Below are 23,165 nucleotides of genomic sequence, written 5' to 3' on the forward strand. Positions count from 1 at the left end.
CTGCGGTCGTCGTCAGCGCATCGCGGGAGTGGGGAAGCGTGGAGAAGTCCGAGGCCAAGAAGCTGATCAAGCAGGCACGGGTCGCTTGGGACGCCGAGGACTGGCTGCGCGCCGCCGAGCTGTACGAGCAGGTGCTCGCACACTTCCCGGACCTGAAGGCAAGCGCCGTGTGGTGGTACGACGCCGCGCTCGCCCACAAGTTCCTGCGGAACTGGGCCAAGGCGTATGAGCTGGGCCGGGAGGCCGCGGCCCGCTCCCCGCGCGGCGAGGGCGACCCGGCGTACTGGAACCTCGGCATCGCGGCCACGATCCAGCGGGACTGGGCGACGGCACGGGACGCGTGGAGCGGCTTCGGCATCGAACTCCCCGACGGGGAAGGGCAGATCGACGCGCGCTTCGGGTACGCCTGCGTGCGCCTCGACACCGGCGGCGAGCGCGAGGTCGTCTGGATCGAGCGGCTGTGCCCCACCCGCGGCCGGGTCGTCAGCGTGCCCGTCACGGGCGGACGGCGCTACGGCGAGATCGTCGTCCACGACGGCGAACCGAAGGGCGAGCGGGTCGTCGAGGGCTCGACGTACCCCGTCTTCGAGGAACTCCTGCTCTTCGAGGCGTCCGAACTGCCCACCCTGGAGGTCACGGTGGCCGCGGGCGAGAAGGCCGACCTGGAGGCCCTCCTGGAGCTGTTCACCGACCACGGCTTCGGCGCCGAGCCGGCGAGCAGCGTCCGCATGATGTGCGCCTGCTGCAGCGAGGGCACCCACGAACAGGAGCGCGCCGTCGACGCCGGCGCCCAGCAGGTCTCCCTCGCGGCCCCCGAGACGGAGGCCCGACGCCTGCTGGAACGGTGGGCGGGGGAGACGGCGACGGGACGGAGCTGGAGCGGACTGGCGGCCGTCGGCTAGCGCCGGGGCGGTGGGGCCGGGGCGCCAGGACCGGGGCGGTCGGACCGGGGCGCCAGGACCGGGGCGCCAGGACCGGGATGCTAGGACGGCGGTTCCGTGAGGTCGATCAGTCGGCACACCGTCTCGATGTCGATCTTCACCTGGGCGATGGAGGCCCGGCCCGAGAGCCAGGTGATCAGGGCCGAGTGCCAGGTGTGCTCGATGACGCGGACCGCGGAGAGCTGCTCGGGCGTCGGGTCCTCGAGCCCCATGGCGTCCAGGATGATCAGCGTGGTCTGGTGGGAGACCTGGTCGACCTCCGGGCTCACACTGCGGTCCGCGAAGGTCAACGCGCGGACCATCGCGTCCGCCAGATGCGGCTCGCGCTGGAGCGCCCGGAAGGCCCGCATCAGGGTCTCCGCGACCCGCTCGGCCGCCGTCTCGCCCTGCGGCGGCTTCTTGCGGAGCGTGCCGTGCATGTGTTCCAGCTGGTCCTGCATGGTGGCGACCAGCAGATGGATCTTGGAGGGGAAGTACCGGTAAAGGGTGCCGAGCGCCACCTGTGAGGACTCCGCGACCTCCCGCATCTGCACCGCGTCGAACCCGCCGCGGCTCGCCAGCTGCGCGCTCGCGTGCAGGATGCGGCGGCGCCGCGCCTCCTGTCGCTCGGTCAGCGGCGGTGTGTCGGGTCGTACGGTGCTGGCTTCCACTCTGGCCGGCTTGGCCACCTTGTCCACCTTGGGTTCCGTGACAGTCCGTGAGGATGTGTGATCACTCAGCATGCCAGGGTGCCGGTCGTGGCGTGAATCACCTGATCCACCGCTCACAGGACCCCTACCTGCCGGTAGATTCAGAGCCTCCTGAACGATCAAGTCTGAAACTTGTTCTAGATTACCTTCTCGTCGTAATCTCGCGGGACAGTGCAGGCAGAAGGGGGCCCAGAGTGACCGCTGAGGCCAGTCAGGCAGGGGCCTTTGAGGGCCCGGCCGCCGACGGCGAGCGACCGCTCCGTATCGCGCTCCTCACCTACAAAGGGAACCCGTTCTGCGGCGGCCAGGGTGTCTACACACGCCACCTCTCACGCGAACTGGCCCGCCTCGGCCACCGTGTCGAGGTCATAGGCTCCCAGCCCTACCCCGTTCTCGATCCGGGCTACGACGGCCTGAGCCTGACCGAGCTGCCCAGCCTGGACCTCTACCGCTCTCCGGATCCCTTCCGCACCCCGAAACGCGACGAGTACCGCGACTGGATAGACGCCCTGGAAGTCGCCACGATGTGGACCGGCGGCTTCCCCGAGCCGCTCACCTTCTCCCTGCGGGCCCGACGTCATCTCCGGGCCCGCAGCGGTGAGTTCGACGTGATTCACGACAACCAGACCCTCGGTTACGGCCTGTTGGGCGATGTCGGCGCTCCGCTGGTGACCACCATCCACCACCCCATCACCGTGGACCGGCAGTTGGAGCTGGACGCGGCCGAGGGATGGCGGCAGCGGCTGTCCAAGCGCCGCTGGTACGCCTTCACCCGTATGCAGAAGCGCGTGGCCCGCCGCGTGCCGTCCGTGCTCACCGTCTCCGGCACCTCCCGCCAGGAGATCGTCGACCACCTCGGCGTGCGCGACGACCGCATCCACGTCGTCCACATCGGCGCCGACACCGACCAGTTCTCGCCGGATCCGTCGGTGCGCGTGGTGCCGGGCCGGATCGTCACGACCTCCAGCGCGGACGTCCCCCTCAAGGGCCTCGTCTTCCTCGTCGAGGCGCTCGCGAAGGTCCGCACGGAACACCCCGGGGCGCACCTCATAGTTGTGGGCAAGCGACCGGCCGAGGGCCCGGTCGCCCAGGCCATGGAGCGCTACGGCCTCGAAGGCGCCGTCGACTTCGTCAAGGGCATCACGGACGCCGAACTGGTCGACCTCGTCCGCTCGGCGGAGGTCGCCTGCGTGCCCTCGCTCTACGAAGGCTTCTCACTCCCGGCGGCGGAAGCCATGGCCACGGGCACCCCGCTGGTCGCCACGACGGGCGGCGCCATCCCCGAGGTCGCCGGGCGCGACGGCGAGACATGCCTGGCGGTACCGCCGGGGGACCCGGGCGCACTGGCGACCGCCCTGAGCCGTCTCCTGGGCGACCCGGACCTGAGGGCGCGACTCGGCCGGGCCGGACGTGAGCGGGTACTGGCGAAGTTCACCTGGGCGAAAGCCGCGGAGGGCACCGTGGCCCGGTACCGCGAGGCGATCGCCGGACCCGCCGCCGAGGCCACGCCCCGTTCCGCGGCCAAGCACCCCGACCGCTCCACGGCCTCAGCGACGGGCGTACCACTGACCGCCCCACGAGTGACCGACGCCGATCTCAACCCCGAAAGCAGGGCCACGTGCTGACCGTCGACTTCTCCCGGTTCCCACTCGCGCCGGGCGACCGCGTACTGGACCTCGGCTGCGGGGCCGGCCGGCACGCGTTCGAGTGCTACCGGCGCGGCGCGCAGGTCGTGGCGCTGGACCAGAACGCCGAGGAGATCCGCGAGGTCGCGAAGTGGTTCACGGCGATGAAGGAGGCCGGTGAGGCACCGGAAGGGGCCACCGCCACCGCGATGGAGGGCGACGCCCTGGCCCTCCCCTTCCCCGACGAGTCCTTCGACGTCGTGATCATCTCCGAGGTGATGGAACACATCCCGGACGACAAGGGCGTACTCGCCGAGATGGTCCGGGTGCTCAAGCCGGGTGGGCGGATCGCCATCACCGTCCCGCGCTACGGCCCCGAAAAGGTCTGCTGGGCGCTGTCCGACGCCTACCACGAGGTCGAGGGCGGCCACATCCGCATCTACAAGGCGGACGAGCTGCTCGCGAAGATCCGCGAGGCCGGCCTCAAGCCGTACGGCACCCACCACGCGCACGCCCTGCACTCCCCGTACTGGTGGCTCAAGTGCGCGTTCGGCGTCGACAACGACAAGGCGCTGCCGGTGCAGGCGTACCACAAGCTGCTGGTCTGGGACATCATGAAGAAGCCGCTGGCCACCCGGGTCGCCGAGCAGGCACTGAACCCGCTGATCGGCAAGAGCTTCGTGGCGTACGCGACCAAGCCGCACCTTCCGCAGGTGGCCACCTCGTGACCACTCCCCGGACAGAACACCTCGTCCTGCCCGGGGTCCTCACCGCCGAGCAGGCCGCCGCGACCGTCGCCGGGATCCTGGCCGCGCAGCGGGAGGACGGGGCGATCCCGTGGTTCCGCGGGCACCACCTCGACCCGTGGGACCACACCGAGGCCGCGATGGCGCTGGACGCGGCGGGCGAGCACGAGGCGGCCGAGCGGGCCTACGAATGGCTCGCACGCCACCAGAACGAGGACGGATCCTGGTACGCGGCGTACCAGGACGGGGACTTCACGCAGGTCACCGACCGGGGCCGGGAGACGAACTTCGTCGCCTACATAGCCGTAGGAGTGTGGCACCACTACCTCTCCACCGGCGACGACATGTTCCTCGACCGGATGTGGCCGACGGTGTACGCGGCGATGGAGTTCGTACTGGAACTCCAGCAGCCGGGCGGGCAGATCGGGTGGAAGCGGGAGGACGACGGCAGCGCCCTCACCGACGGGCTGCTCACCGGATCCTCCTCGATCCACCACGCGCTGCGATGCGCCCTCGCGATCGCCGAACAGCGCGAAGAGGCCCAGCCGGACTGGGAGTTGGCGGTCGGTGCGCTGCGCCATGCGATCCGCCGGCACCCCGAACGCTTCCTCGACAAGGACCGCTACTCGATGGACTGGTACTACCCGGTCCTGGGCGGGGCGTTGACCGGCGCGGAGGCCAAGTCCCGTATCGAGGAGGGCTGGGAGCGGTTCGTCGTGCCCGCTCTCGGAGTGCGCTGTGTCGTCCCCAACCCGTGGGTCACGGGCGGGGAGTCGGCCGAACTCGCCCTGGCCCTGTGGGCGACGGGCGAGTCCGACCGGGCGCTGGAGATCCTCCAGTCGATCCAGCATCTGCGGGACCCGCAGAGCGGGCTGTACTGGACCGGGTACGTGTTCGAGGACGGGGCGGTGTGGCCACGGGAGCTGACCACGTGGACGGCGGGGTCACTGCTGCTGGCCGTCGCCGCGCTGGGTGGCCATGAGGCCACCTGCGTGGTGTTCGGCGGGGAGCGCCTGCCGCTGGGCCTTGACCCGGACTGCTGCGCCTGAGCGCTCGGTCGGGTCTCAGAGGCGGTGGGCGCGGTCAGGTCTCAGTGACGGTGGGCGCGGTTGGCGATGGCGTGGCCCACGAACAGGTAGACGACCGCTGCCAGGCCGTAGCCCGCGACCACCCGGGCCCAGGCCTCGTCGAAGGTGAACAGGTCGTAGGACCAGCCGGCGAGCCAGCGGGCGGCGTCGTGGATGAACTGCACGAAGTCGTTCGCCCGGTTGGCGTCCAGCAGGTACATCAGGATCCACAGGCCCAGAATGAGGGCCATGATGTCGGCGACGATCGCTATGACCGTCCCGGCGGAGTTGGCACCGCGGCGAGATTCAGTGGACATGGTGTTCGAATGGCCCCGAATTCCTTGACGAAACCTGGCGTCACGCGTTGACCTCCGCCAGCACCCGCAGCGACTCCCGGTCCGGGGCCAGCGCCAGCAGGTCCGTCACCGGCCCCTTGCGCCACGACTCCAGCCGCTCGGCGATACGTTCGCGCGGTCCGACCAGGGAGATCTCGTCGGCGAAGGCGTCCGGCACGGCGAGCACGGCCTCCTCGCGGCGGCCCTCGAGGAACAGCCGCTGGATCCTGCGCGCCTGCTCCTCGTATCCCATGCGGGCCATCAGGTCGGCGTGGAAGTTGCGGGCCGCGTGGCCCATTCCGCCGATGTAGAAGCCCAGCATCGTCTTGACCGGCAGCAGTCCTTCGGTCACGTCGTCGCAGACCCGCACCTGGGCCATGGGGGCGACGAGGAAGCCCTCCGGAGCCTCGGCGAGCGAGGCCTCGTAGACCTCGGGCCGGTTCGGCGACCAGTACAACGGCAGCCAGCCGTCCGCGATCCGGGTCGTCTGGGCGATGTTCTTCGGCCCCTCGGCGCCCAGCAGGATGGGCAGTTCGGCGCGCAGGGGGTGGGTGATGGGCTTGAGCGCCTTGCCGAGCCCGGTGCCGTCCGGGCCCCGGTAGGGGTGGGAGTGGAAGCGGCCGTCCAGCTCGACCGGCGCCTGCCTCCTGAGGACCTGCCGTACGACGTCGACGTACTCCCTAGTCGCGGTCAGCGGCGACTTGGGGAACGGGCGGCCGTACCAGCCCTCGACGACCTGCGGCCCGGACAGCCCGAGGCCCAGCATGACCCGTCCGCCGGAGAGGTGGTCCAGGGTGAGGGCGTGCATGGCGGTCGTGGTGGGGGAGCGGGCGGCCATCTGGGCAACGGCCGTACCCAGCCTGATCGTCGACGTCTGAGCCGCGATCCAGGTGAGCGGTGTGAAAACGTCCGACCCCCACGACTCGGCCGTCCACACCGAGTGATAGCCGAGCCGCTCGGCCTCCTGGGCCAGCGGCACATGGCGGGGGTCGGGGCCGCGGCCCCAGTAGCCGAGCGCAAGACCGAGTCGCACGACGCCTCCTGACGGTATGTCAGATGTTCGGGAGCGCTCGCGAATGTACGGCAACGGCCCCCCGCCCGGAAGGGGCGAGGGGCCGTCCTACGACCTCGAAGGGCTCAGCCGCGCTGGATGCCGCTCGTGTCCTGCAGCACGCCACGACGGCCGTCCTGCGTCTGGGCGACCAGACCCGGACCGCGCTGCTCGACGGCCAGGTACCAGGTGCCCGGCGCGAGTTCGGCGATCGGCGTCGGCGAACCGTCCTCCGCGAACAGCGGGCGCGGCACCGGCACGGCGAACCAGAACGGCGAGAACTCCGCCGCCGGCGGCTGCGGGGCCTGCGCCTGCGGCTGGGGCTGCGCGCCGAACGGCTGCCCCGGCTGCGGCTGACCGCCGTAGGGCTGCTGACCCTGCGGCCCGGGCTGCTGCCCCGGCTGCTGGGCGCCCGGGTAGCCGTAACCACCGGGCGGCTGGGCGCCGTAGGGCTGCGGCTGGGGCGGCTTGGGGGCCGGGACGAGGCCGGCCTGCAGGGCGGGGACGAGCGGGGTGGCGACGGCGGCCCCGGCCATGACCAGGGTGGCGACGAGAGCGAGGATCAGACCGATGCCGGCGCTGACCGTGTCCGAACTGGAGCCGTAGTCCGCGGCGCTCAGCGGGTCGAACACGTTCCCGAGCGCGCTCCAGGCGGCGAACACCGTGAACGCGACGCCGACTTGGCCGAGGTCGAGTCCCGCCACCTTGGGAACCTGCGGCAGGCCGCGCGACACGACGACGAGTGCGGCGCCGATGATGCCCGCGAGGACGACCCCCATCACGACCGGGCCGCTCGCCCAGGCGCTGGGGAGGTCGGCGTCGTCGGGGGCTCCGTCGACCGAGTAGAGATCAAGGAACGACGCGATGAACAGCAACACCGCTGCACCGATCACCACGCCGTCGCCTCGAGTGAGGGAGCGGATATTCACTTCAAGTCCTTCGTAGGTCGTCTCGTCGTCGGTAGACCCTATCGTCCGCCCGGGCGGAGTGTATGTCGGGATCAGCGCGCAGATCGTTGCTCGTGCAGGAAACTCACGATTCCTTCAGAGATTCCCTGCGCCGCCTTCTGCCGCCAGGCCGCGCTGGTGAGCAGGGCCGCGTCCTTGCTGTCGCGCATGTTGCCGCATTCGATGAACACCTTGGGAACCGTCGAGAGGTTGAGGCCGCCGAGGTCTGTGCGGGTGTCCAGGCCGGTGCCGTCGCCGATGTAGTTGGAGGGGGCGGTGCCCGTCGCGCGTCCGAAGTCGTGCGCGATGCGCTCGCCGAGTCGGGCGGAGGGGGCGACGATCCGGCGGGTGTCGGCGATGCCCTGGTGGACGCGGCCCGGAAGGATCACGTGGTAGCCGCGCTGCCCTGCGCTCGCGCCGTCCGCGTGGATCGACACCACCGCGTCGGCCTTCGCGCTGTTGCCGATCCTGGCGCGCTCGTCCACACAGGGGCCGTAGGGCCGGTCGCCGTCCTGGGTCAGTCTCACCGTCGCGCCCCGCTTCTCCAGCAGCGTGCGCAGCCGGTGGGCGACGTCGAGTGTGAACTTCGCCTCCGCGTAACCGGAGTTGGTCGACGTCCCCGTCGTGTCGCACTCCTTGCGGTTCGTACCGATGTCCACCTTGCGGTTGATCTCGGCCGTGTGCCGGAAGTTGGTGAGGTTGTGCCCCGGGTCGATGACGACGACCTTGCCCGCGAGCGAGCCGAGCGGCTTCTTGTCCTCGACGGTGGTGGAGGAGACGGTCGGCGGAGCGCTCGCCCGCGGACTCGCCGCGGCCGTCGTCCCGCCGCCGTCGGCCGCTCCGCTCACCCCCGCGTACACCAGCCACCCGAGCAGCGCGCCCGGCACGAGCACGGCGAGGGCGAGGGTCAGCGGTCGGCGCCGGGGGCGGCGGGGCTGGGGGGAACCGAATTCAGGGCCTGCGTACGACACGTCTGCGACTCTAACCGCGCTCTCAGATCCCCGCCCGCACCCGCCGCAACACCCGCAGCGAGTCGGTCGCCGAGACCTCGGTGAAGGCGCCGGAGGCGAGGGCCCGGAGATAGACTCGGTAGGGCGCCTGGCCGGTGAACTCGTCCTCCGGCTCGGGGAACACGTCGTGGATGACGAGCAGCCCGCCCTCGGCCACGTGGGGGGCCCAGCCCTCGTAGTCGGCGTTCGCGTGCTCGTCGGTGTGACCGCCGTCGATGAAGACCAGGCCGAGAGGCGAGCCCCAGACCTTCGCGATCTGGGGAGAACGACCGACAAGTGCGACCACGTGGTCTTCCAGCCCGGCCCGGTGCAGGGTCCTGCGGAAGGTGGGCAGCGTGTCCATCAGTCCGAGTTCGGCATCCACCGTCTCCGGATCGTGGAAGTCCCACCCCGGCTGCTGCTCCTCGCTGCCGCGGTGATGATCGACGGTCAGCGCGGTGACCCCAGCCTCACGGGCCGCGTCGGCCAGCAGGATCGCGGAGCGGCCACAGTACGTACCGACCTCCAGCAGCGGCAGCCCGAGCCGCCCGGCGTCCAGAGCGGCCTCATGGAGGGCCAGCCCCTCGCTCAGGGGCATGAACCCCTTGGCGGCCTCGAAGGCGGCGAGGATCTCGGGCTTGGGTGCGGCCGCGGCCATGCGGTTCCTCTCGGTCGTCGGTCGTGCGTGCGGGCAGACGTCGTACGACCGCGCTGGCGCCGTACGCCCTCTCCGGACGGTCCATGCTGCCGCACCCCTCTGCCCGACGGGGGACAGGGGGGTGGGAACGTGCTGCGGGCGCATGGTGCGGGTTGCCGCGAAGGACGCGCGCGATGGGCGTGCCGTGCGGGTTCCGGTGGGGCCCGGCGCCAGGTTGGCAGACAGCTGACGCGTACGCCGAGGCCGGGTTCACGGTCGTCGATCAGGACGTGGTGCTGGGCGAGGACCTGACGGCGTACGTCGGGCTGATCCGGACCCGGCCGCTGTAGGTCGTCGTCCTGCACTGGACGCGGCGCGGGCGTCTGTCGGATGGGCGCCTGTCCTGGTCGGCCGGGCAGTAGTGCGGGCCTGGGCCCGTACGTCGTCGTCCGGGCGCCGGGCGCCGGGCGGTCGTCGGTCGGATGGGCGCCTGTCTTGGTCGGCCCGCCCGTCGTGCGGGCCCGGGCCGAGGCCCGGCGTCGCGGCTGCTTCCGAGGGCGCTGCAGAGTGCGGCTGTGGGTTCGGTCCTACGTCCTTCCGGGCGCCCCCGACGCGACACATCCCCGCCCGTGGGGCGGGGCGGGGATGCGGTCCGGCTGCGTGTCGGTCAGGCCGTGACCGTCTCGCCCGGCAGGGCCAGGTCGAGGTCGATCGCGCGGTCGTCGCCCGCGTGGGTGGCCGAGGAGGCCAGGGGGCCGTGGCCGGTGGCGCGGGCGGCGAGGACGTAGGCGCCCTGGGTGGGGACGGTGAGGACGTACGTGCCGTCGTCACCGGAGAGCGTCGCGCCCGCCTGGCGCCCCCGCCGGTCGATCAGCGTGACCTTGGCCCGGGGGACCGGCGTGCCCGCGGCGTCCAGGACGCGGCCACGGAAGCCACGCAGCACCTCGTCGGCCCGCTCGATCACAGCGTCCTCCTCGCTGCTCGCGCGCAGCTGCGGCGCCCGGTTCGGCTTCGGCAGGAACAGGGCCATCAGCAGCCCGACCGCCACCGCGCCGGTCGCGATCAGGAACGACACCCGGAAGCCGTGCATGGTCGGTATCGCGACGCCCCCGACATTGTTCGCCGTGTTCGCCAGCACCATGCCGATCACGGCGCTCGACACGGACGTACCGATGGACCGCATCAGCGTGTTGAGCCCGTTCGCCGCCCCCGTCTCCGAGGCCGGGACCGCGCCCACGATCAGTGCGGGCAGGGAGGAGTAGGCGAGCCCGATGCCCGCGCCGAGGACCACCGCGATGACGAGGCTCTGCCAGGCCGCGCTCATGAGGCCCAGTCCGGCGCCGTAGCCGATCGCGATGATCAGCATGCCGAGGATGAGGGTGAACTTGGGGCCGTACTTCGCCGACAGCCGTGCGTAGACGGGGGCCGTGATCATCATCGTCAGGCCCAGCGGAGCGACCAGCAGGCCCGCGACGACCATGGACTGGCCGAGGCCGTAGCCGGTCGCCTTCGGGAGCTGGAGCAGCTGGGGGAGGACGAGTGAGACGACGTAGAAGGAGACGCCCACCATGATCGACGCCAGGTTGGTGAAGAGGACCGCCGGGCGGGCGGTGGTGCGCAGGTCGACCAGGGGGGCCTTGACGCGCAGTTCCATGACGCCCCACAGGAGGAGGACGACGGCCGACGCGGCGAACAGGCCGAGCGTGGTGCCGGAGGACCAGCCCCAGTCGCTGCCCTTGGTGATCGGCAGGAGGAAGAGGACCAGGCCGGCGGAGAGGCCGATCGCGCCCAGGACGTCGAAGGTGCCCTCGGCGCGGGCCGGGGACTCGGGGACGACGAGGAGGGTGAGGACGATGGCGAGCGCGCCGATGCCCGCGGCGCCGTAGAAGAGGGCGTGCCAGTCGGCGTGCTGGGCGATCAGTGCCGCGAGGGGCAGCGCCAGGCCGCCGCCGACGCCGATCGAGGAGCTCATCAGGGCCATGGCCGAGCCGAGCTTCTCGCGGGGCAGCATGTCCCGCATGAGGCCGATGCCGAGGGGGATCGCGCCCATCGCGAAGCCCTGGAGGGTGCGGCCGGCGATCATCGTGAGCAGGTCGCTGGTGAGGGCGCTGACCAGGGCGCCCACGACCATCACGGCGAGGCTGAGGATCAGCATGCGGCGCTTGCCGTACAGGTCGCCGAGGCGGCCCATGATCGGGGTGGCGACGGCGCCGGAGAGCAGGGTGGATGTCAGGACCCAGGTGGCGTTGCTGGGCGCGGTGTCCAGCAGTTCCGGCAGGTCCTTGATGACCGGGACGAGCAGGGTCTGCATCACCGCGACCACGATGCCCGCGAAGGCGAGCACCGGGACGACAGCGCCGGACGCTCTCCGGGTGGGCTGGTCGGTCGGCGTGTGCGTCATGTGAGCGAGGCCTCCGGGCCTGGAAGATCGGGTTACGTGTGGCTTGAACTACGTATGCATGGGCAACTATTCCGATGCTTCGGCGTACTAACGATTTCTTTATATTCTCTTGGGGAAGTGGAGCCGGGTTGAGAGCATGACGACCATGCTCGAAGCCGCTGAAGTCGCCCATAGACCCCGCCGTCCCCGGTCGGCTCCGCCCGCCTGGCTGGTGGTGGCGCTGGCGTGCGCGGGCCAGTTCCTGGTCGTGCTCGACGTGTCCGTCGTCAATGTGGCGCTGCCGTCCATGCGCACCGACCTGGGGATGAGCGAGTCCGGCCTGCAGTGGGTCGTGAACGCCTACTCCATCGCCTTCGCCGGGTTCATGCTCCTCGGCGGCCGAGCGGGTGACCTGTATGGCCGCAAGCGGATGTTCCTGGTCGGCCTCGGCCTGTTCACGGCGGCCTCGCTGGCCGGCGGGCTGGCCCAGGGGGACGCCGAGCTGCTGATCGCGCGGGCCGTGCAGGGGCTGGGCGCGGCGGTGCTGGCGCCCGCGACGCTGACCATTGTCACGTCGGCCGTCCCGGAGGGGGCCGCGCGGGCCCGGGCCATCGCCACCTGGACGGCCGTGGGCGCGGGTGGCGGCGCCGCGGGCGGATTCGTCGGCGGACTTCTGGTGGACACCCTGTCCTGGCGCTGGGTGCTGCTGATCAACGTGCCCGTCGGCGCGCTGGTCCTGCTGGGTTCGCTGCTGTGGCTGACGGAGAGCCGCAGCGGGGACGGGCGGCGCCTCGACCTGCCGGGAGCGCTGCTGGTCACCGGGGGACTGGCGGTATTGGCGTACGGCATCTCGCAGACCGAGGCCGAGGGGTGGACGGCGGCGGCCACCCTGCTCCCGCTGGCCGCCGGGCTCGCGCTGGTAGGGGGCTTCCTCCTCGTCGAGTCCCGTACGGCGGCCCCGCTGATGCCCCTCGGGCTGCTGAGGGTGCGGGCGGTGGCGTCGGCGAACGCGGCGATGTTCCTGAGCGGCTCCGCGATGTTCTCCATGTGGTTCTTCATGACGCTCTACGCCCAGAACGTCCTCGGCTACTCACCCCTGGCCGCCGGAGCCGCACTGATCCCGACCTCGCTGGCGATCGTGGTCGGCTCGAAACTCGCCCCGCGCTTCATGCGCCGGCTCGGGGCGCGGTGGGTGGCGGTGCTCGGCACGACGGTCGCGGTCGCCGGGTTCGGCTGGCAGTCGACGATGACCGCGGACGGCGGCTATGTGACCGCGATCATGTGCCCCGGGATCCTGATGATGCTGGGCGCCGGCCTCGCGGTGACCCCGCTCGCCTCGCTGGCCCTCTCCGGGGCGGCGCCGGGGGAGGCCGGGCTGGTGTCCGGACTGGTCAACACCTCGCGCACGATGGGCGGCTCGCTCGGGCTCGCGGTCCTGTCGACGCTGGCGGCGGCCCGGACGGGGGGTGTGACGTCGCCGGAGGCGCTGACGGAGGGGTACGCCCTGGCGTTCCGGGTGGGGACGGGAGTGCTGCTCTGCGGGGTGGCGCTGATGCTGGCATGGCTGCCGAGAAAGATCTCCGCGAACTGAGGCAACGGTCCGGACGGCTCATGGACTCCTTCAGACATCTAGGAGGTGCCCATGGGGGATCGGAAACAGGCTCGGGACGAGGAGTTCCAGAGCTTTGTCATCGGCCGCTGGCCACGGCTGATGCGGACGGCATTTCTCCTCACGGGGGAACAGCACGCCGCGGAGGACCTGGTCCAGTCGACGCTCGAACAGGCCTACGTGGCCTGGCGCAGGGTCGGCTCGGCGGACGATCCGGAGGCGTATGTACGGCGCGTGATGATCAACGCGCACGCACGCAAGCACCGCAGGAAGCTCAGGGAGTTCCTGGCGCGGGGGGACGACTCGGGCCTGGTGCGCGAGATCGCCGACACCGGTGACCGCATCGCCCAGGCCGACGACCGCAGCGCCCTGCTGACGGCGCTGGCCCAACTGCCGCCCAGGCAGCGGGAGGCGGTGGTCCTGCGGTACTGGGAGGACCTGACCGAGACACAGACGGCCGAGGCGATGGGCTGCTCGGTCGGCTCGGTGAAGAGCAACGCGGCCAAGGGAATCGCCAAACTTCGCGCCATACCCGGACTGGCCGACATGGCGACGCAGGGAGGGCGGAAGTGATGAGCGCGGACCGGGAGAAGAGCCACGACATGAGCGACAGCGACATCGCCCTCCTGCTGGCCGACGCCGCCGACGAGGTGGAGATCGGCATAGCCCCCTACCAGGCGGTGCTCCGCGGTGGCCGCAGGCGCCGGGCCCGCCGCTGGGCGGTGGCCGCGGCCACGGCACTGGTGCTCGCGGGGTCCTCGGCGACCCTCGCGGTGGCGGGTCTGCCGGGTGGGGACGGGGACGGGGGCCAGGTGGCGACCCAGCCGCTCGTCCCGGCCGACGCCGACCCGTCCCGGGTCCTGCAGACCACCCTGGCCTCCGGCACCGACCAGGGCACCAAGTGGCGGGTCCTGATCAACGTGTGGTCGGCCCCGCACGACGAGAAGCAGGCCGAGGCCCAGCGCGCCGCCATGGCCCTGCGCAGTGAGACCCCGCCGGACGCCCACGATGCCTCCGACCTCATCGGCAAGATCACGTACTTCGTGTACCGCGACTACGGCGGCAAGTCGACGAAGGTCATGGAGAACACGGTCCCCAAGACGGACCGGCTCACCGGCACGGACCTCATGTCCGGCTCCCTCCCCCTCGAACCCGGCGACACGAAGGACGTCCGTCTCGTCATCGGCTACGTCGCCAAGACCGCCCAGCGCGTCAACTGCACCTGGACGAACGGGACGGCGACGGTGGTGGAGAAGGCCGGCTCCGCGACCGGCACCGACGTCCCGGCGATCCGGTCGGCGGATGGCTCCCCCTACAACTGGTTCGTGTGCGTGGCACCGAAGGGCACCGAGTACGAGACGGCGGAGGTGATCGAGTAGGGAGCCGCCGGGCTCACAGCCACCCCTGTTGTCGGGCCGCCCGTACGGCCTCCATCCGGTTGCGGGTGCCCGTCTTGCCGATGGCGGAGGAGAGGTAGTTGCGGACGGTGGACTCGGAGAGGTGGAGCCTGCCCGCGATGTCGGCGACCGTCGCGCCGTCCGTGGACGCCTTGAGGACATCGCACTCGCGGGCGGTGAGGGGGTTCGGGCCGGCGCTCAGGGCGGCCGCGGCGAGGGCGGGGTCGATCACGGTCTCGCCGGTCAGCACCCGGCGGATCGAGGCCGCCAGCTCCTCCACGGGACCGTCCTTGACGAGGAAACCGGCGGCACCCGCCTCCATGGCCCGGCGGAGGTAGCCGGGGCGTCCGAAGGTGGTCAGGATCAGCACCCGGCAGTCCGGCGCCTGGTCGCGCAGTTCGGCGGCGGCGTCCAGACCGCTCATCCCCGGCAGCTCGATGTCGAGCAGCGCCACGTCGGGGCGGTGGACGAGGGCCGCGTCCACGATCGCGTCCCCGGCCGCGACCTGGGCCACGACCTCGATGTCCGCCTCCATCCCGAGCAGCAGCGCGAGCGCCCCACGCATCATGCCCTGGTCCTCGGCGAGCAGCACGCGGATGGACTTGGCGGCCCGGTGCTCCCGGGGCATCTCGTTCACGGCCCAAGAGTAGGGCGCGTCGGCGGGAGCGGTGGGGGTGCGACGACGTTGCGCCGACGCGCAGGATCCTTGAGAACAGAAGAATCCCTGAAAACAGGAAGAACCGAAGAGGGGACGGCCCCGTACGGCGTCACCCGGCCACCTCGCCGATCCGGGCCCCGCGCACCGCCCCCGCAGGTTCCCCGGACGGCTCCGGCGCCACCGATTCGACCGGCAGCTCGGCCCGCACCACGAACCCGCCCCGTGACCCCGGGCCCGCCTCCAACCACCCACCGGCCGCGGCCAGCCGCTCCGCGAGCCCCTTGAGACCGGTGCCGCCGACGACCGGGACGGGCACCGTGCCGGCGTTCTCAGGGGTGCACTCATCCACGCACTCACCCACGGTCGGCGCCGTGCCCGCCGCCGTCCCCCGGCCGTCGTCCCAGACCCGCAGCCGTACCCGTTCCGCCGAGCCCTGCACGGAGATCTCGCAGCGCTCCGCCCCGCTGTGCCGTACCGCGTTGGTGACCGCCTCGCGGACCACCCAGCCCAGCAGGGCCTCGGTCTGGGCGGCGAGCGGCTGGCCGGAGCGGTGGACGACCGGCTCGATGCCCGCGGCGCGCAGGGCCGAGGAGGCCCGGTCGAGGTCGGTGCTGAGGCTGCCCTCGCGGTAGCCGGTCACCGCCTCGCGGATCTCGGTGAGCGCCTGGCGGCCCACCGACTCGATGTCGGAGACCTGGACGAGCGCCGCGTCCAGATCGCGGGGGGCGAGGCGCCGGGCCGCCTCCGACTTCACCACGATCACCGACAGCGTGTGCCCGAGCAGGTCGTGCAGATCGCGGGAGAACCGCAGCCGCTCCTCCTCGACCGCACGCCGGGCCAGTTCCTCGCGGGCCTCCCGCAACTGCCGTACCGCCTCGGAGAGGGACATGATCGCGGCCGTCACCATCGTGGAGATCCACGTGGCGTATGCGGTGTCGAGTCCGCCCCAGCCGTCGCGGTAGACGGAGGCCGCGCCGGCGACCACGGCCACCAGCGCACCCACCCACCGCAGGTGCGGCAGCCGCACGACCGCGCCCGTCGCGAGCCCGAACAGGGGGAAGAACAGCAGCCAGTTGCCGCCGTACCCCATCGCCAGACCGCAGGTGACCAGTCCCATCAGCACCAGTGCCACCCGTGTGGAAACCGCGTCCCGGGTCTGCTGGTGGAAGGCGCGGAAGGCGACGTAGATGTAGAGCGAGTTGAACGTGAGCAGCCCCAGGCCGCCGATCCACGGGTTGGAGGCCTCGCCCTGGAAGAGGTTGGAGAAGGCGCCCATCCCCAACAGCAGCCACGGCAGCAGACCGAAGCCGCTGCCCAGGCCCGCGTTCGCGGGGACCTCGCCCGCCTTCTGCGCGGCCTTGCACTCGGCGTTGAGGCGCTTCTTGTTCGCCTTGTAGTACCGCTGGTGCTTCCGGGCCTCGCGGACCTTCTCGCGGATCTCGTCCACGCGGCACGAGAGCTTGTCCCCTGTTGTCATACCGACGACGCTACGGATCGCGGAGTCCGCGCGGCAGATGTGCGTGTACGGACTTGGGCAGTACAAATGTCACGGTCCCGGAACCCGGGCGAGACTGCCCCGACGACCAACCTGACACCCCGTCAGGAGTCTTCACAACTGAGGTGGGCTCGGCTATACAGAGGGCGCCGGACTGGAACGCGTTCTAGATCGGCCCGCGACGACCTCGGTGCGGCCGACGGTGCGGACGGCTGTACCGAGGTCTTGACTCCGCCACGGTCGGATCCGCCACTGTCAGGAGCCGTATGCCCATCGACGCAGCCAAGGCCCTCGCCGCCGAGCCCCGGACCGGCGAGATCTCCTGGAACTCCAAGGACGTCCAGCTCTACCACCTCGGCATCGGGGCGGGCTCGCATCCTGACAAACCCAGCCCCGCCACCGATCCCGACGAACTGCGCTACACCCTCGAATCCCGGCTGCACGTCCTGCCGAGCTTCGCCACGGTGGCCGGCTCGGGGTCGCCGGGAGTGATCAGCGGTCTGTCCATGCCCGGCATCGACGTCGATCTCGCCAAGGTCCTGCATGGCGGCCAGGCGCTGACCATCCACCGTCCCCTCCCCGCCCAGGGCACCGCGACCGCCACCAACCGCATCGCCGCCGTGTACGACAAGGGCAAGGCGGCCGTCCTGGTCATGCGGACCGACGTCGCGGACGCCGAGGGCCCGTTGTGGACCAACGACGCCCAGATCTTCGTCCGGGGAGAAGGCGGCTGGGGTGGCGACCGAGGCCCCTCCGCCCGCCTCGACCCCCCGTCCGGCGAGCCCGACCGGACCGTGCAGCGCCCCATCCGCGAGGACCAGGCCCTGCTCTACCGCCTCTCCGGCGACTGGAACCCGCTGCACGCCGACCCGGAGTTCGCCAAGGTCGCCGGGTTCGAACGGCCCATCCTGCACGGGCTCTGCACCTACGGCATCACGCTCAAGGCGGTCGTCGACACGCTGCTCGGCGGGGACGTGACCCGGGTGCGGTCGTACGTCACCCGGTTCGCCGGGGTCGTGTACCCGGGGGAGACCCTGCGGATCCGTATGTGGCACACGCCGCAGTCCACCCGGGTCGCCGTCGGCGCGGTCGAGCGGGACGACGCGCCCGTCCTCGCCGACACCATCGTCGAACACTCCTGAACCCAGAACGCCGTACGAGGGGAGCCGCACCATGCGCGCAGCCGTACTGCACGAGATCGGCCAGGAAAAACTCGAAGTCCTCGATGACGTCGAGGCGGTGGGCTTCGGGCCCGGCAGGGTGCGGATCCGGGTCCGGGCCACCGGACTGTGCCACTCGGACCTGTCCGCGATGGCCGGGGTCCTCCCGCAGCCCGCGCCCTTCGTCCCCGGCCACGAAGGCGCGGGCGAGATCCTCGAAGTCGGGGAAGGTGTCGGCCACTTGAAGGCCGGCGACCGGGTCGTCGTGTGCTGGCTGCCCGCCTGCGGGGCCTGTCCCGCCTGCAAGCGCGGCCAGACCGAGCTGTGCCTGGCCGGGTTCATGAACGCGGGCACCCCCAACTTCCGGCGCCCCGGCGGCGATGTGTTCGGCTTCGCGGGCACCGGCACCTTCACCGAGGAGGTCGTCGTCGACGCGGGCTGCGCGGTGCCGATACCCGACGACGTGCCCTTCGACATCGCGGCACTGATCGGCTGCGGGGTCACCACCGGACTCGGCGCCGCGCTCAACACCGCGGACGTGGAGGCCGGTTCGTCGGTCGCCGTCATCGGCTGCGGCGGCGTCGGCATCTCCGCCATCCAGGGGGCCCGGCTCAAGGGTGCCGCCGAGATCGTCGCCGTCGACCCCGTCGCCTCACGCCGCGAGGCCGCCCTCGAGTTCGGCGCCACCCGGGCCGTCTCCCCGGACGAACTGGCCGACGCCAAACAGCAGGTGACCGCGGGCGAGGGCTTCGACTACGTCTTCGAGGTCGTCGGCAAGTCGGCGACCGCCAGGACGGCGTACGAGACCACCCGGCGCGGCGGCACCCTCGTCGTCGTCGGCGCGGGTGCCATGGACGACTTCCTCCAGCTCAACATGTTCGAGCTGTTCTTCGACGAGAAGCGCATCCTGCCGTCCATGTACGGCGGCGGGGACGTCCTGCGCTCCTACGAGCGGACCATCGCCCTGTGGCGGGCCGGCCGCATCGACCTGGACCGTCTGATCACCCACCGGGTGCCGCTGAGCGGGATCAACGAGGCGCTCGACCAGATGCGCACGGGGGTCTCGCTCCGTACGTGCATCGAGATCTGAGGGCCGCGATGACCGAGCCACTGCCCCTCGAAGGGCTCACGGCGATCGTCACCGGCGCCGGCCGGGGGCTGGGCCGGGCCGAGGCGCTGGAGCTGGCCCGACTCGGCGCGGCCGTGGTCGTCAACGACTACGGACAGCCGGGCCGGGACGGTTCCGGCGAGGCCTCCGCGGGCCCCGCGGAGCAGGTCGCCGACGAGATCCGGGCCGCGGGCGGACAGGCCGTCGCCCACACCGGGGACGTGGCCGACCACCAACAGGCCGGTCGGCTCGTCGAGTTGGCGATCGACGAGTTCGGCCGGCTCGACATCCTCGTCAACAACGCGGGCATCCTGCGCGACCGCATGGTCTTCTCCATGACCGAGGGCGAGTGGGACGCGGTGATCCGGGTCCACCTCAAGGGTCACTTCAACACGACCCGGTTCGCGGCCGCCCACTGGCGGGAGCGGTCCAAGGCGGCGGGTGAGCCGGTGTACGGCCGTATCGTGAACACCTCCTCGGAGGCGTTCCTCGCCGGGTCCGCCGGGCAGCCCAACTACGCGGCCGCCAAAGGCGGAATCGTCGGGCTCACCACCTCGACGGCCCTCGCGCTCGCCAAGTACGGCGTGACGGCCAACGCCATCTGCCCGCGCGCCCGCACCCGGATGACCGAGGACGTCTTCGCCGGTCTCGAGCAGCCCGAGTCGGGGCTCGACCCCCTCGCCCCCGAGCATGTCGCCCCGCTCGTCGGCTACTTGGCCTCACCGGCGGCCGAGCGCGTCAACGGCCAGCTGATGGTCGTCCACGGAGGGATGGTCGTGGTCGTCGAACGACCCCGGGTGCAGGCCAAGTTCGACAGCAAGCAGGACACCTTCACCTACGACGAACTGGACGCCCTGCTCACCCCGCACTACGCGCGACGGCCGGCGGAGGAGACGTTCGCGGCGGCCGAAGTGCTGGGACTCAAGAGGGAGTAAGGGAGTAAGGGAGTAGGGGGTAAGGGGAGTAGACGCGCAACGGCCCGCTCCTAGGACAAGGAGCGGGCCGTGTGTCGTCGTCTGCCCTCAGGCCGCGGCCTCGGTCTGCTCGACCGACTTGCGGTGACGGCCACGCGGGGCCGTCTCGCTGTCCTGGACCGAGACCGGACCCCGGTGCTTACCGTGGCCCGTGGACTCCTGGACGTCTGCAGTCGACTGGTTCGTGCTGGCGTCGCTCATGGAAGAAATTCACCCCGTCAACATGATCTTTCTTTACAGCGGGGCGAGTTTAACCGGCGCACCACGGGCCGAATCCAGGCGGCCGGGCCAACCGGCACTACTTCGTTACAAGATTGCCCAACGGGGCTTGCTGCAAGGGCACAGGACGTGCCACGGCAGGCTCCGGAGGACCCGATTCGGGCGACCGCGCGGCCGTACCGCCGCCGCCCTCCGGATCCTCCGGGCCCGCGTCCCCCGCCCCCGTTCCCCCCGTTCCCCCCGGGCCCTCCGCCTCCCCGGTGAGGGCCCCGCTCCTCGGTGCCGCCGCCCACCGCGCCACCCCGCACGGCGCGTCCGCCGTCGCGTACGGCAGGAGCAGTTCACCGGCCTCGGTCCACAGCCCGGAACCCGCCAACCACCCCTCGGGCCCCGCCAGATGCTGGACGTGCCGTGCGGCCGGCCGCCACACCCCCACCCAGCCGCCCGTCGGGCCGTCGATCCGCAGTGCCACCCCGCAGCTCTCCGGCGTCAGCACCTGCCCGGGCTGGATCGCGAACGGCGTCACCGTGCAGTCCGGCACCCGCAGGCACTCCGGGAACCGCACCGGCAACGTGCTGCCCAGCACCCCCCAGCCCAGCCGCGCGCGCCCCGGAGAGGGCGCGTCCGAGGAGATCAGCAGCAGCCCGCTGTCCGGGTCGGCCAGCAGCAGCCGGTCATCGCTGCCGTCGGCGATCTGCAGCAGCGGCGACACCTCCCCGCCGCGCCCCAGATCGACCACGACCGCCTTGGTCCGCCCGCCGAGCTCCCGGTCCAGGGCCAGCATCCGCCCGGTCCGGTCCAGCCACACCCCGCCCGAGCAGCGCCCCGGGATCTCCGCGAGGTGCTCAGGCCCGAAGGCACCGCCCGCCACCAGCCACACGGCACTGGAGCGCGCGCCCACGGCGAGGGCGTACGCCTTCTCGCCGCACGGCGCAGGCGGCAGCAGCCGTAGGACCGCCCCCTCCTCCGGGCACTCGACCGCGCCCAGTGGCAGCTCGCCGGTGGTCGGGCCGGTCGGGTAGAGCAGCGAGAAGTTGTGCCGCCCGTCCGCGAACCGCCTGATCAGCACCCGTCCGTCACCCATCGGCTGCACCTCGGTGCCGGGCTCCTCGGGCTGGTTGCCCGGCAGCGGCACCGCGTAGGGCTCCGGGCCGTCCAGCGTCCAGCGCTCCGGGAACCAGGAGCCGCCGTCCTGGGCGAGACGGGCCGCGTAGGAGCCGTCGACGGTGATCACGCACCCGGTCCGCGGCGTCTTCCCGTTCTCGTTCCCGTTCTCGGCGATCGCGCACTCCGTCCGCGGGGGCTCCCCGTCCTCGTTCTCGTCGTTCGCCGCCGCGGGTTCGATGGCACAGGCCGTCATCGTCCGGTCACCTCCGGCCACGAAGGTAGTTTTCGCACGCACAGGCGTGGGACGGCCGCGCTTCCCCTTCACACAAAGGGGTGGCCCAGGAACGATTCGCCTGAGGAAACCGAGGCGACTGTGCTGAGCGGGACACCCGTGGGCAGCTCGGGTTCAGTGGGACAGACCAGGCAGGTAGCCTTTCCCCGTGCCCCGTCTGTCTGAAGTCATCGCCGCGCTGGAGAACCTGTGGCCCGCCGAGCGGGCCGAGTCCTGGGACGCGGTCGGCACCGTCGTGGGCGAACCCGACCAGGAGGTCACGCGGGTCCTCTTCGCCGTCGACCCGGTCCAGGAGATCGTCGACGAGGCGGTGAAGCTGGGCGCGGACCTGCTGGTCACCCACCACCCCCTCTATCTGCGCGGTACGACGACCGTGGCGGCCTCGCACTTCAAGGGCCGGGTCGTCCACACCCTCATCAAGAACGACATCGCGCTGCACGTCGCCCACACCAACGCGGACACCGCCGACCCGGGCGTCTCGGACGCGCTCGCGGGCGCGCTCGACCTCCGGGTCGTAGGCCCGCTGGTGCCCGACCCGACGGACACGTCGGGGCGCCGGGGGCTGGGCCGCGTGTGCGAGGTCGACCCCCCGATGACCGTCCGCGAGCTCGCCGCGCGGGCCGCCGAGCGCCTGCCCGCCACCGCGCAGGGCATCCGCGTGGCCGGCGACCCCGAGGCCACGGTCCGCACGATCGCCGTCAGCGGCGGCTCCGGCGACAGCCTCTTCGACCAGGTCCGCGCGTCCGGCGTCGACGCCTTCCTCACCGCGGACCTGCGCCACCACCCGGTGTCAGAGTTCATCGCGGATCGCGCCCACAGTCCTCTCGCGCTGCTCGACGCGGCGCACTGGGCCACCGAGTGGCCCTGGTGCGAGCTGGCCGCCGCCCAGCTCGACGAGATCTCCGACCGCCACGGCTGGGACCTGCGCGTGCACGTCTCCAGGACGGTCACCGACCCCTGGACCAGCCACTCCCCTTCACCTGGAGCCCCCAACTGAACGCCGCGCCCGCCGACCAGATCCGACTTCTCGACGTCCAGGACCTCGACGTCCGCCTCCAGCAGCTCGCCCACAAGCGCAGGTCGCTGCCCGAGCACGCCGAGATCGAGTCGCTCACCAAGGACGCCACCCAGCTGCGCGACCTCCTCGTGGCCGCCCAGACCGAGGAGAGCGACACCGCCCGCGAGCAGACCAAGGCCGAGCAGGACGTGGACCAGGTGCGCCAGCGCGCCACCCGCGACCAGCAGCGCCTGGACTCCGGAGCCGCGACCTCGCCCAAGGACCTGGAGAACCTCCAGCGCGAGATCACCTCCCTCGCCAAGCGACAGGGCGACCTCGAGGACATCGTCCTGGAGGTCATGGAGCGCCTGGAGTCCGCGCAGGAGCGGGTGGCCGAGCTGACCGAGCGGGTCTCCTCCGTCCAGTCGAAGATCGAGGACGCCACCGCCCGCCGGGACGCGGCCCTCGAGTCGCTGGACGGCGAGATCGCCTCGGTGACCAAGGAGCGCGAGGTCATCTCCGCTTCCGTCCCCGCCGACCTGCTCAAGCTCTACGACAAGCTCCGCGCGCAGCAGGGCGGCATCGGCGCGGCCAAGCTGTACCAGCGCACCTGCCAGGGCTGCCGCCAGGAGCTGGCCATCACCGACATCAACGAGATCCGCGCGGCCGCGCCCGACACCGTGGTCCGCTGCGAGAACTGCCGCCGGATCCTGGTGCGCACGTCCGAGTCCGGCCTGTAAGG

At 71.6% G+C, this 23,165-nt stretch carries 23 protein-coding genes and 1 pseudogene; 13 read left to right on the plus strand and 11 right to left on the minus strand.

The window, feature by feature from the left end; all coding sequences use genetic code 11:
- Positions 1-38 precede the first annotated feature (38 nt).
- Positions 39-902 (plus strand): tetratricopeptide repeat protein, encoded by an 864-nt coding sequence (locus M2157_RS33675; RefSeq protein WP_280867097.1) that lies wholly within the window; start codon positions 39-41, stop codon positions 900-902.
- Between the two features lie 80 nt (positions 903-982).
- Here M2157_RS33675 and M2157_RS33680 read toward each other — a convergent pair whose 3' ends face one another.
- Complete coding sequence (locus M2157_RS33680; RefSeq protein ID WP_280867098.1) at positions 983-1,618, minus strand: TetR family transcriptional regulator; 636 nt, start codon at positions 1,616-1,618, stop codon at positions 983-985.
- Between the two features lie 206 nt (positions 1,619-1,824).
- Between M2157_RS33680 and M2157_RS33685 the strand changes: the two genes are divergently transcribed.
- From M2157_RS33685 to M2157_RS33695, 3 genes are read left to right on the plus strand one after another with little or no spacing between them, the layout of a single operon-like run.
- On the plus strand, positions 1,825-3,255 hold the full coding sequence (locus M2157_RS33685) for a glycosyltransferase family 4 protein (RefSeq protein WP_280867099.1): 1,431 nt from the start codon (positions 1,825-1,827) through the stop codon (positions 3,253-3,255).
- On the plus strand, positions 3,249-3,983 hold the full coding sequence (locus tag M2157_RS33690; protein WP_280867100.1) for a class I SAM-dependent methyltransferase: 735 nt from the start codon (positions 3,249-3,251) through the stop codon (positions 3,981-3,983). Before M2157_RS33685 ends, M2157_RS33690 begins: the two co-directional genes overlap by 7 nt.
- The gene (locus M2157_RS33695; protein WP_280867101.1) at positions 3,980-5,050 is read left to right on the plus strand and encodes a terpene cyclase/mutase family protein; all 1,071 of its coding nucleotides are present in this window, start codon (positions 3,980-3,982) and stop codon (positions 5,048-5,050) included. Before M2157_RS33690 ends, M2157_RS33695 begins: the two co-directional genes overlap by 4 nt.
- A 41-nt stretch (positions 5,051-5,091) precedes the next feature.
- Here the strand turns inward: M2157_RS33695 and M2157_RS33700 are convergent, their stop codons facing one another.
- From M2157_RS33700 to M2157_RS33720, 5 genes are all read right to left on the minus strand, one after another.
- Positions 5,092-5,385, minus strand: coding sequence for a hypothetical protein (locus M2157_RS33700; protein WP_057615136.1), 294 nt, complete (start codon positions 5,383-5,385; stop codon positions 5,092-5,094).
- Positions 5,386-5,425: 40 nt separating this feature from the next.
- On the minus strand, positions 5,426-6,436 hold the full coding sequence (locus tag M2157_RS33705) for an LLM class F420-dependent oxidoreductase (RefSeq protein WP_280867102.1): 1,011 nt from the start codon (positions 6,434-6,436) through the stop codon (positions 5,426-5,428).
- 104 nt (positions 6,437-6,540) lie between these two features.
- The gene (locus tag M2157_RS33710; protein ID WP_280867103.1) at positions 6,541-7,383 is read right to left on the minus strand and encodes a DUF5336 domain-containing protein; all 843 of its coding nucleotides are present in this window, start codon (positions 7,381-7,383) and stop codon (positions 6,541-6,543) included.
- A 71-nt stretch (positions 7,384-7,454) separates the two neighbouring features.
- Positions 7,455-8,372: an N-acetylmuramoyl-L-alanine amidase gene (locus tag M2157_RS33715; RefSeq protein WP_280867104.1), complete on the minus strand. Its 918-nt coding sequence runs from the start codon at positions 8,370-8,372 to the stop codon at positions 7,455-7,457.
- A 22-nt stretch (positions 8,373-8,394) separates the two neighbouring features.
- On the minus strand, positions 8,395-9,048 hold the full coding sequence (locus tag M2157_RS33720; RefSeq protein WP_280867105.1) for a class I SAM-dependent methyltransferase: 654 nt from the start codon (positions 9,046-9,048) through the stop codon (positions 8,395-8,397).
- Between the two features lie 221 nt (positions 9,049-9,269).
- Between M2157_RS33720 and M2157_RS33725 the strand changes: the two are divergent.
- Positions 9,270-9,374, plus strand: a pseudogene (locus tag M2157_RS33725) (phosphotransferase); the annotation flags it as partial.
- Between the two features lie 320 nt (positions 9,375-9,694).
- Here the strand turns inward: M2157_RS33725 and M2157_RS33730 are convergent.
- The gene (locus M2157_RS33730) at positions 9,695-11,428 is read right to left on the minus strand and encodes an MFS transporter (protein WP_280867106.1); all 1,734 of its coding nucleotides are present in this window, start codon (positions 11,426-11,428) and stop codon (positions 9,695-9,697) included.
- Positions 11,429-11,564: 136 nt separating this feature from the next.
- Between M2157_RS33730 and M2157_RS33735 the strand changes: the two genes are divergently transcribed.
- From M2157_RS33735 to M2157_RS33745, 3 genes are read left to right on the plus strand one after another with little or no spacing between them, the layout of a single operon-like run.
- Positions 11,565-12,998, plus strand: coding sequence for an MFS transporter (locus tag M2157_RS33735; protein ID WP_280867107.1), 1,434 nt, complete (start codon positions 11,565-11,567; stop codon positions 12,996-12,998).
- A gap of 51 nt (positions 12,999-13,049) precedes the next feature.
- On the plus strand, positions 13,050-13,589 hold the full coding sequence (locus M2157_RS33740) for a SigE family RNA polymerase sigma factor (protein ID WP_059205766.1): 540 nt from the start codon (positions 13,050-13,052) through the stop codon (positions 13,587-13,589).
- Positions 13,589-14,395, plus strand: a complete 807-nt coding sequence (locus tag M2157_RS33745) for a hypothetical protein (protein ID WP_280867108.1) — start codon at positions 13,589-13,591, stop codon at positions 14,393-14,395. The genes M2157_RS33740 and M2157_RS33745 overlap by 1 nt, the downstream gene beginning before the upstream one ends.
- Positions 14,396-14,408: 13 nt before the next feature.
- Here the strand turns inward: M2157_RS33745 and M2157_RS33750 are convergent, their stop codons facing one another.
- Entirely contained in the window at positions 14,409-15,041 is a 633-nt protein-coding gene (locus M2157_RS33750) for a response regulator transcription factor (protein WP_280868314.1), read from the minus strand.
- 139 nt (positions 15,042-15,180) lie between these two features.
- Positions 15,181-16,548: a sensor histidine kinase gene (locus M2157_RS33755; RefSeq protein WP_280867109.1), complete on the minus strand. Its 1,368-nt coding sequence runs from the start codon at positions 16,546-16,548 to the stop codon at positions 15,181-15,183.
- 284 nt (positions 16,549-16,832) lie between these two features.
- Between M2157_RS33755 and M2157_RS33760 the strand changes: the two genes are divergently transcribed.
- Genes M2157_RS33760 through M2157_RS33770 form a run of 3 tightly spaced genes read left to right on the plus strand, consistent with a single transcriptional unit; the run spans position 16,833 to position 19,769 of the window.
- The gene (locus tag M2157_RS33760) at positions 16,833-17,708 is read left to right on the plus strand and encodes a MaoC/PaaZ C-terminal domain-containing protein (RefSeq protein ID WP_280867110.1); all 876 of its coding nucleotides are present in this window, start codon (positions 16,833-16,835) and stop codon (positions 17,706-17,708) included.
- Positions 17,709-17,739: 31 nt separating this feature from the next.
- Positions 17,740-18,816 (plus strand): Zn-dependent alcohol dehydrogenase, encoded by a 1,077-nt coding sequence (locus M2157_RS33765; RefSeq protein WP_266522592.1) that lies wholly within the window; start codon positions 17,740-17,742, stop codon positions 18,814-18,816.
- Positions 18,817-18,824: 8 nt separating this feature from the next.
- Positions 18,825-19,769 (plus strand): 3-oxoacyl-ACP reductase, encoded by a 945-nt coding sequence (locus M2157_RS33770; RefSeq protein WP_280867111.1) that lies wholly within the window; start codon positions 18,825-18,827, stop codon positions 19,767-19,769.
- 87 nt (positions 19,770-19,856) lie between these two features.
- Here M2157_RS33770 and M2157_RS33775 read toward each other — a convergent pair whose 3' ends face one another.
- Together M2157_RS33775 and M2157_RS33780 are read right to left on the minus strand one after the other, a co-directional pair.
- On the minus strand, positions 19,857-20,009 hold the full coding sequence (locus M2157_RS33775; protein ID WP_086724430.1) for a hypothetical protein: 153 nt from the start codon (positions 20,007-20,009) through the stop codon (positions 19,857-19,859).
- Positions 20,010-20,106: 97 nt separating this feature from the next.
- Complete coding sequence (locus tag M2157_RS33780; protein WP_280867112.1) at positions 20,107-21,387, minus strand: hypothetical protein; 1,281 nt, start codon at positions 21,385-21,387, stop codon at positions 20,107-20,109.
- A 187-nt stretch (positions 21,388-21,574) separates the two neighbouring features.
- Between M2157_RS33780 and M2157_RS33785 the strand changes: the two genes are divergently transcribed.
- Both M2157_RS33785 and M2157_RS33790 read left to right on the plus strand, forming a co-directional pair.
- The gene (locus M2157_RS33785; RefSeq protein WP_280857249.1) at positions 21,575-22,423 is read left to right on the plus strand and encodes a Nif3-like dinuclear metal center hexameric protein; all 849 of its coding nucleotides are present in this window, start codon (positions 21,575-21,577) and stop codon (positions 22,421-22,423) included.
- Positions 22,420-23,163 carry a C4-type zinc ribbon domain-containing protein gene (locus M2157_RS33790; protein WP_280858992.1) on the plus strand — a complete coding sequence of 248 codons (744 nt, stop codon included), beginning with the start codon at positions 22,420-22,422 and terminating at the stop codon, positions 23,161-23,163. The genes M2157_RS33785 and M2157_RS33790 overlap by 4 nt, the downstream gene beginning before the upstream one ends.
- Positions 23,164-23,165: the final 2 nt, after the last annotated feature.

It is taken from the genome of Streptomyces sp. SAI-127, assembly GCF_029894425.1.
In the GTDB taxonomy this organism is placed as follows: domain Bacteria; phylum Actinomycetota; class Actinomycetes; order Streptomycetales; family Streptomycetaceae; genus Streptomyces.

Excerpts from the sequence above, each read along its gene's own strand:
- M2157_RS33760 (WP_280867110.1), top strand. The coding sequence starts at position 16,833 with ATGCCCATCGACGCAGCCAAGGCCCTCGCCGCCGAGCCCCGGACCGGC.
- M2157_RS33730 (WP_280867106.1), bottom strand. The coding sequence starts at position 11,428 with ATGACGCACACGCCGACCGACCAGCCCACCCGGAGAGCGTCCGGCGCT.
- M2157_RS33780 (WP_280867112.1), bottom strand. The coding sequence starts at position 21,387 with ATGACGGCCTGTGCCATCGAACCCGCGGCGGCGAACGACGAGAACGAG.
- M2157_RS33700 (WP_057615136.1), bottom strand. The coding sequence starts at position 5,385 with ATGTCCACTGAATCTCGCCGCGGTGCCAACTCCGCCGGGACGGTCATA.
- M2157_RS33770 (WP_280867111.1), top strand. The coding sequence starts at position 18,825 with ATGACCGAGCCACTGCCCCTCGAAGGGCTCACGGCGATCGTCACCGGC.
- M2157_RS33745 (WP_280867108.1), top strand. The coding sequence starts at position 13,589 with ATGAGCGCGGACCGGGAGAAGAGCCACGACATGAGCGACAGCGACATC.
- M2157_RS33750 (WP_280868314.1), bottom strand. The coding sequence starts at position 15,041 with ATGCCCCGGGAGCACCGGGCCGCCAAGTCCATCCGCGTGCTGCTCGCC.
- M2157_RS33775 (WP_086724430.1), bottom strand. The coding sequence starts at position 20,009 with ATGAGCGACGCCAGCACGAACCAGTCGACTGCAGACGTCCAGGAGTCC.
- M2157_RS33755 (WP_280867109.1), bottom strand. The coding sequence starts at position 16,548 with ATGACAACAGGGGACAAGCTCTCGTGCCGCGTGGACGAGATCCGCGAG.
- M2157_RS33735 (WP_280867107.1), top strand. The coding sequence starts at position 11,565 with ATGACGACCATGCTCGAAGCCGCTGAAGTCGCCCATAGACCCCGCCGT.
- M2157_RS33720 (WP_280867105.1), bottom strand. The coding sequence starts at position 9,048 with ATGGCCGCGGCCGCACCCAAGCCCGAGATCCTCGCCGCCTTCGAGGCC.
- M2157_RS33765 (WP_266522592.1), top strand. The coding sequence starts at position 17,740 with ATGCGCGCAGCCGTACTGCACGAGATCGGCCAGGAAAAACTCGAAGTC.
- M2157_RS33740 (WP_059205766.1), top strand. The coding sequence starts at position 13,050 with ATGGGGGATCGGAAACAGGCTCGGGACGAGGAGTTCCAGAGCTTTGTC.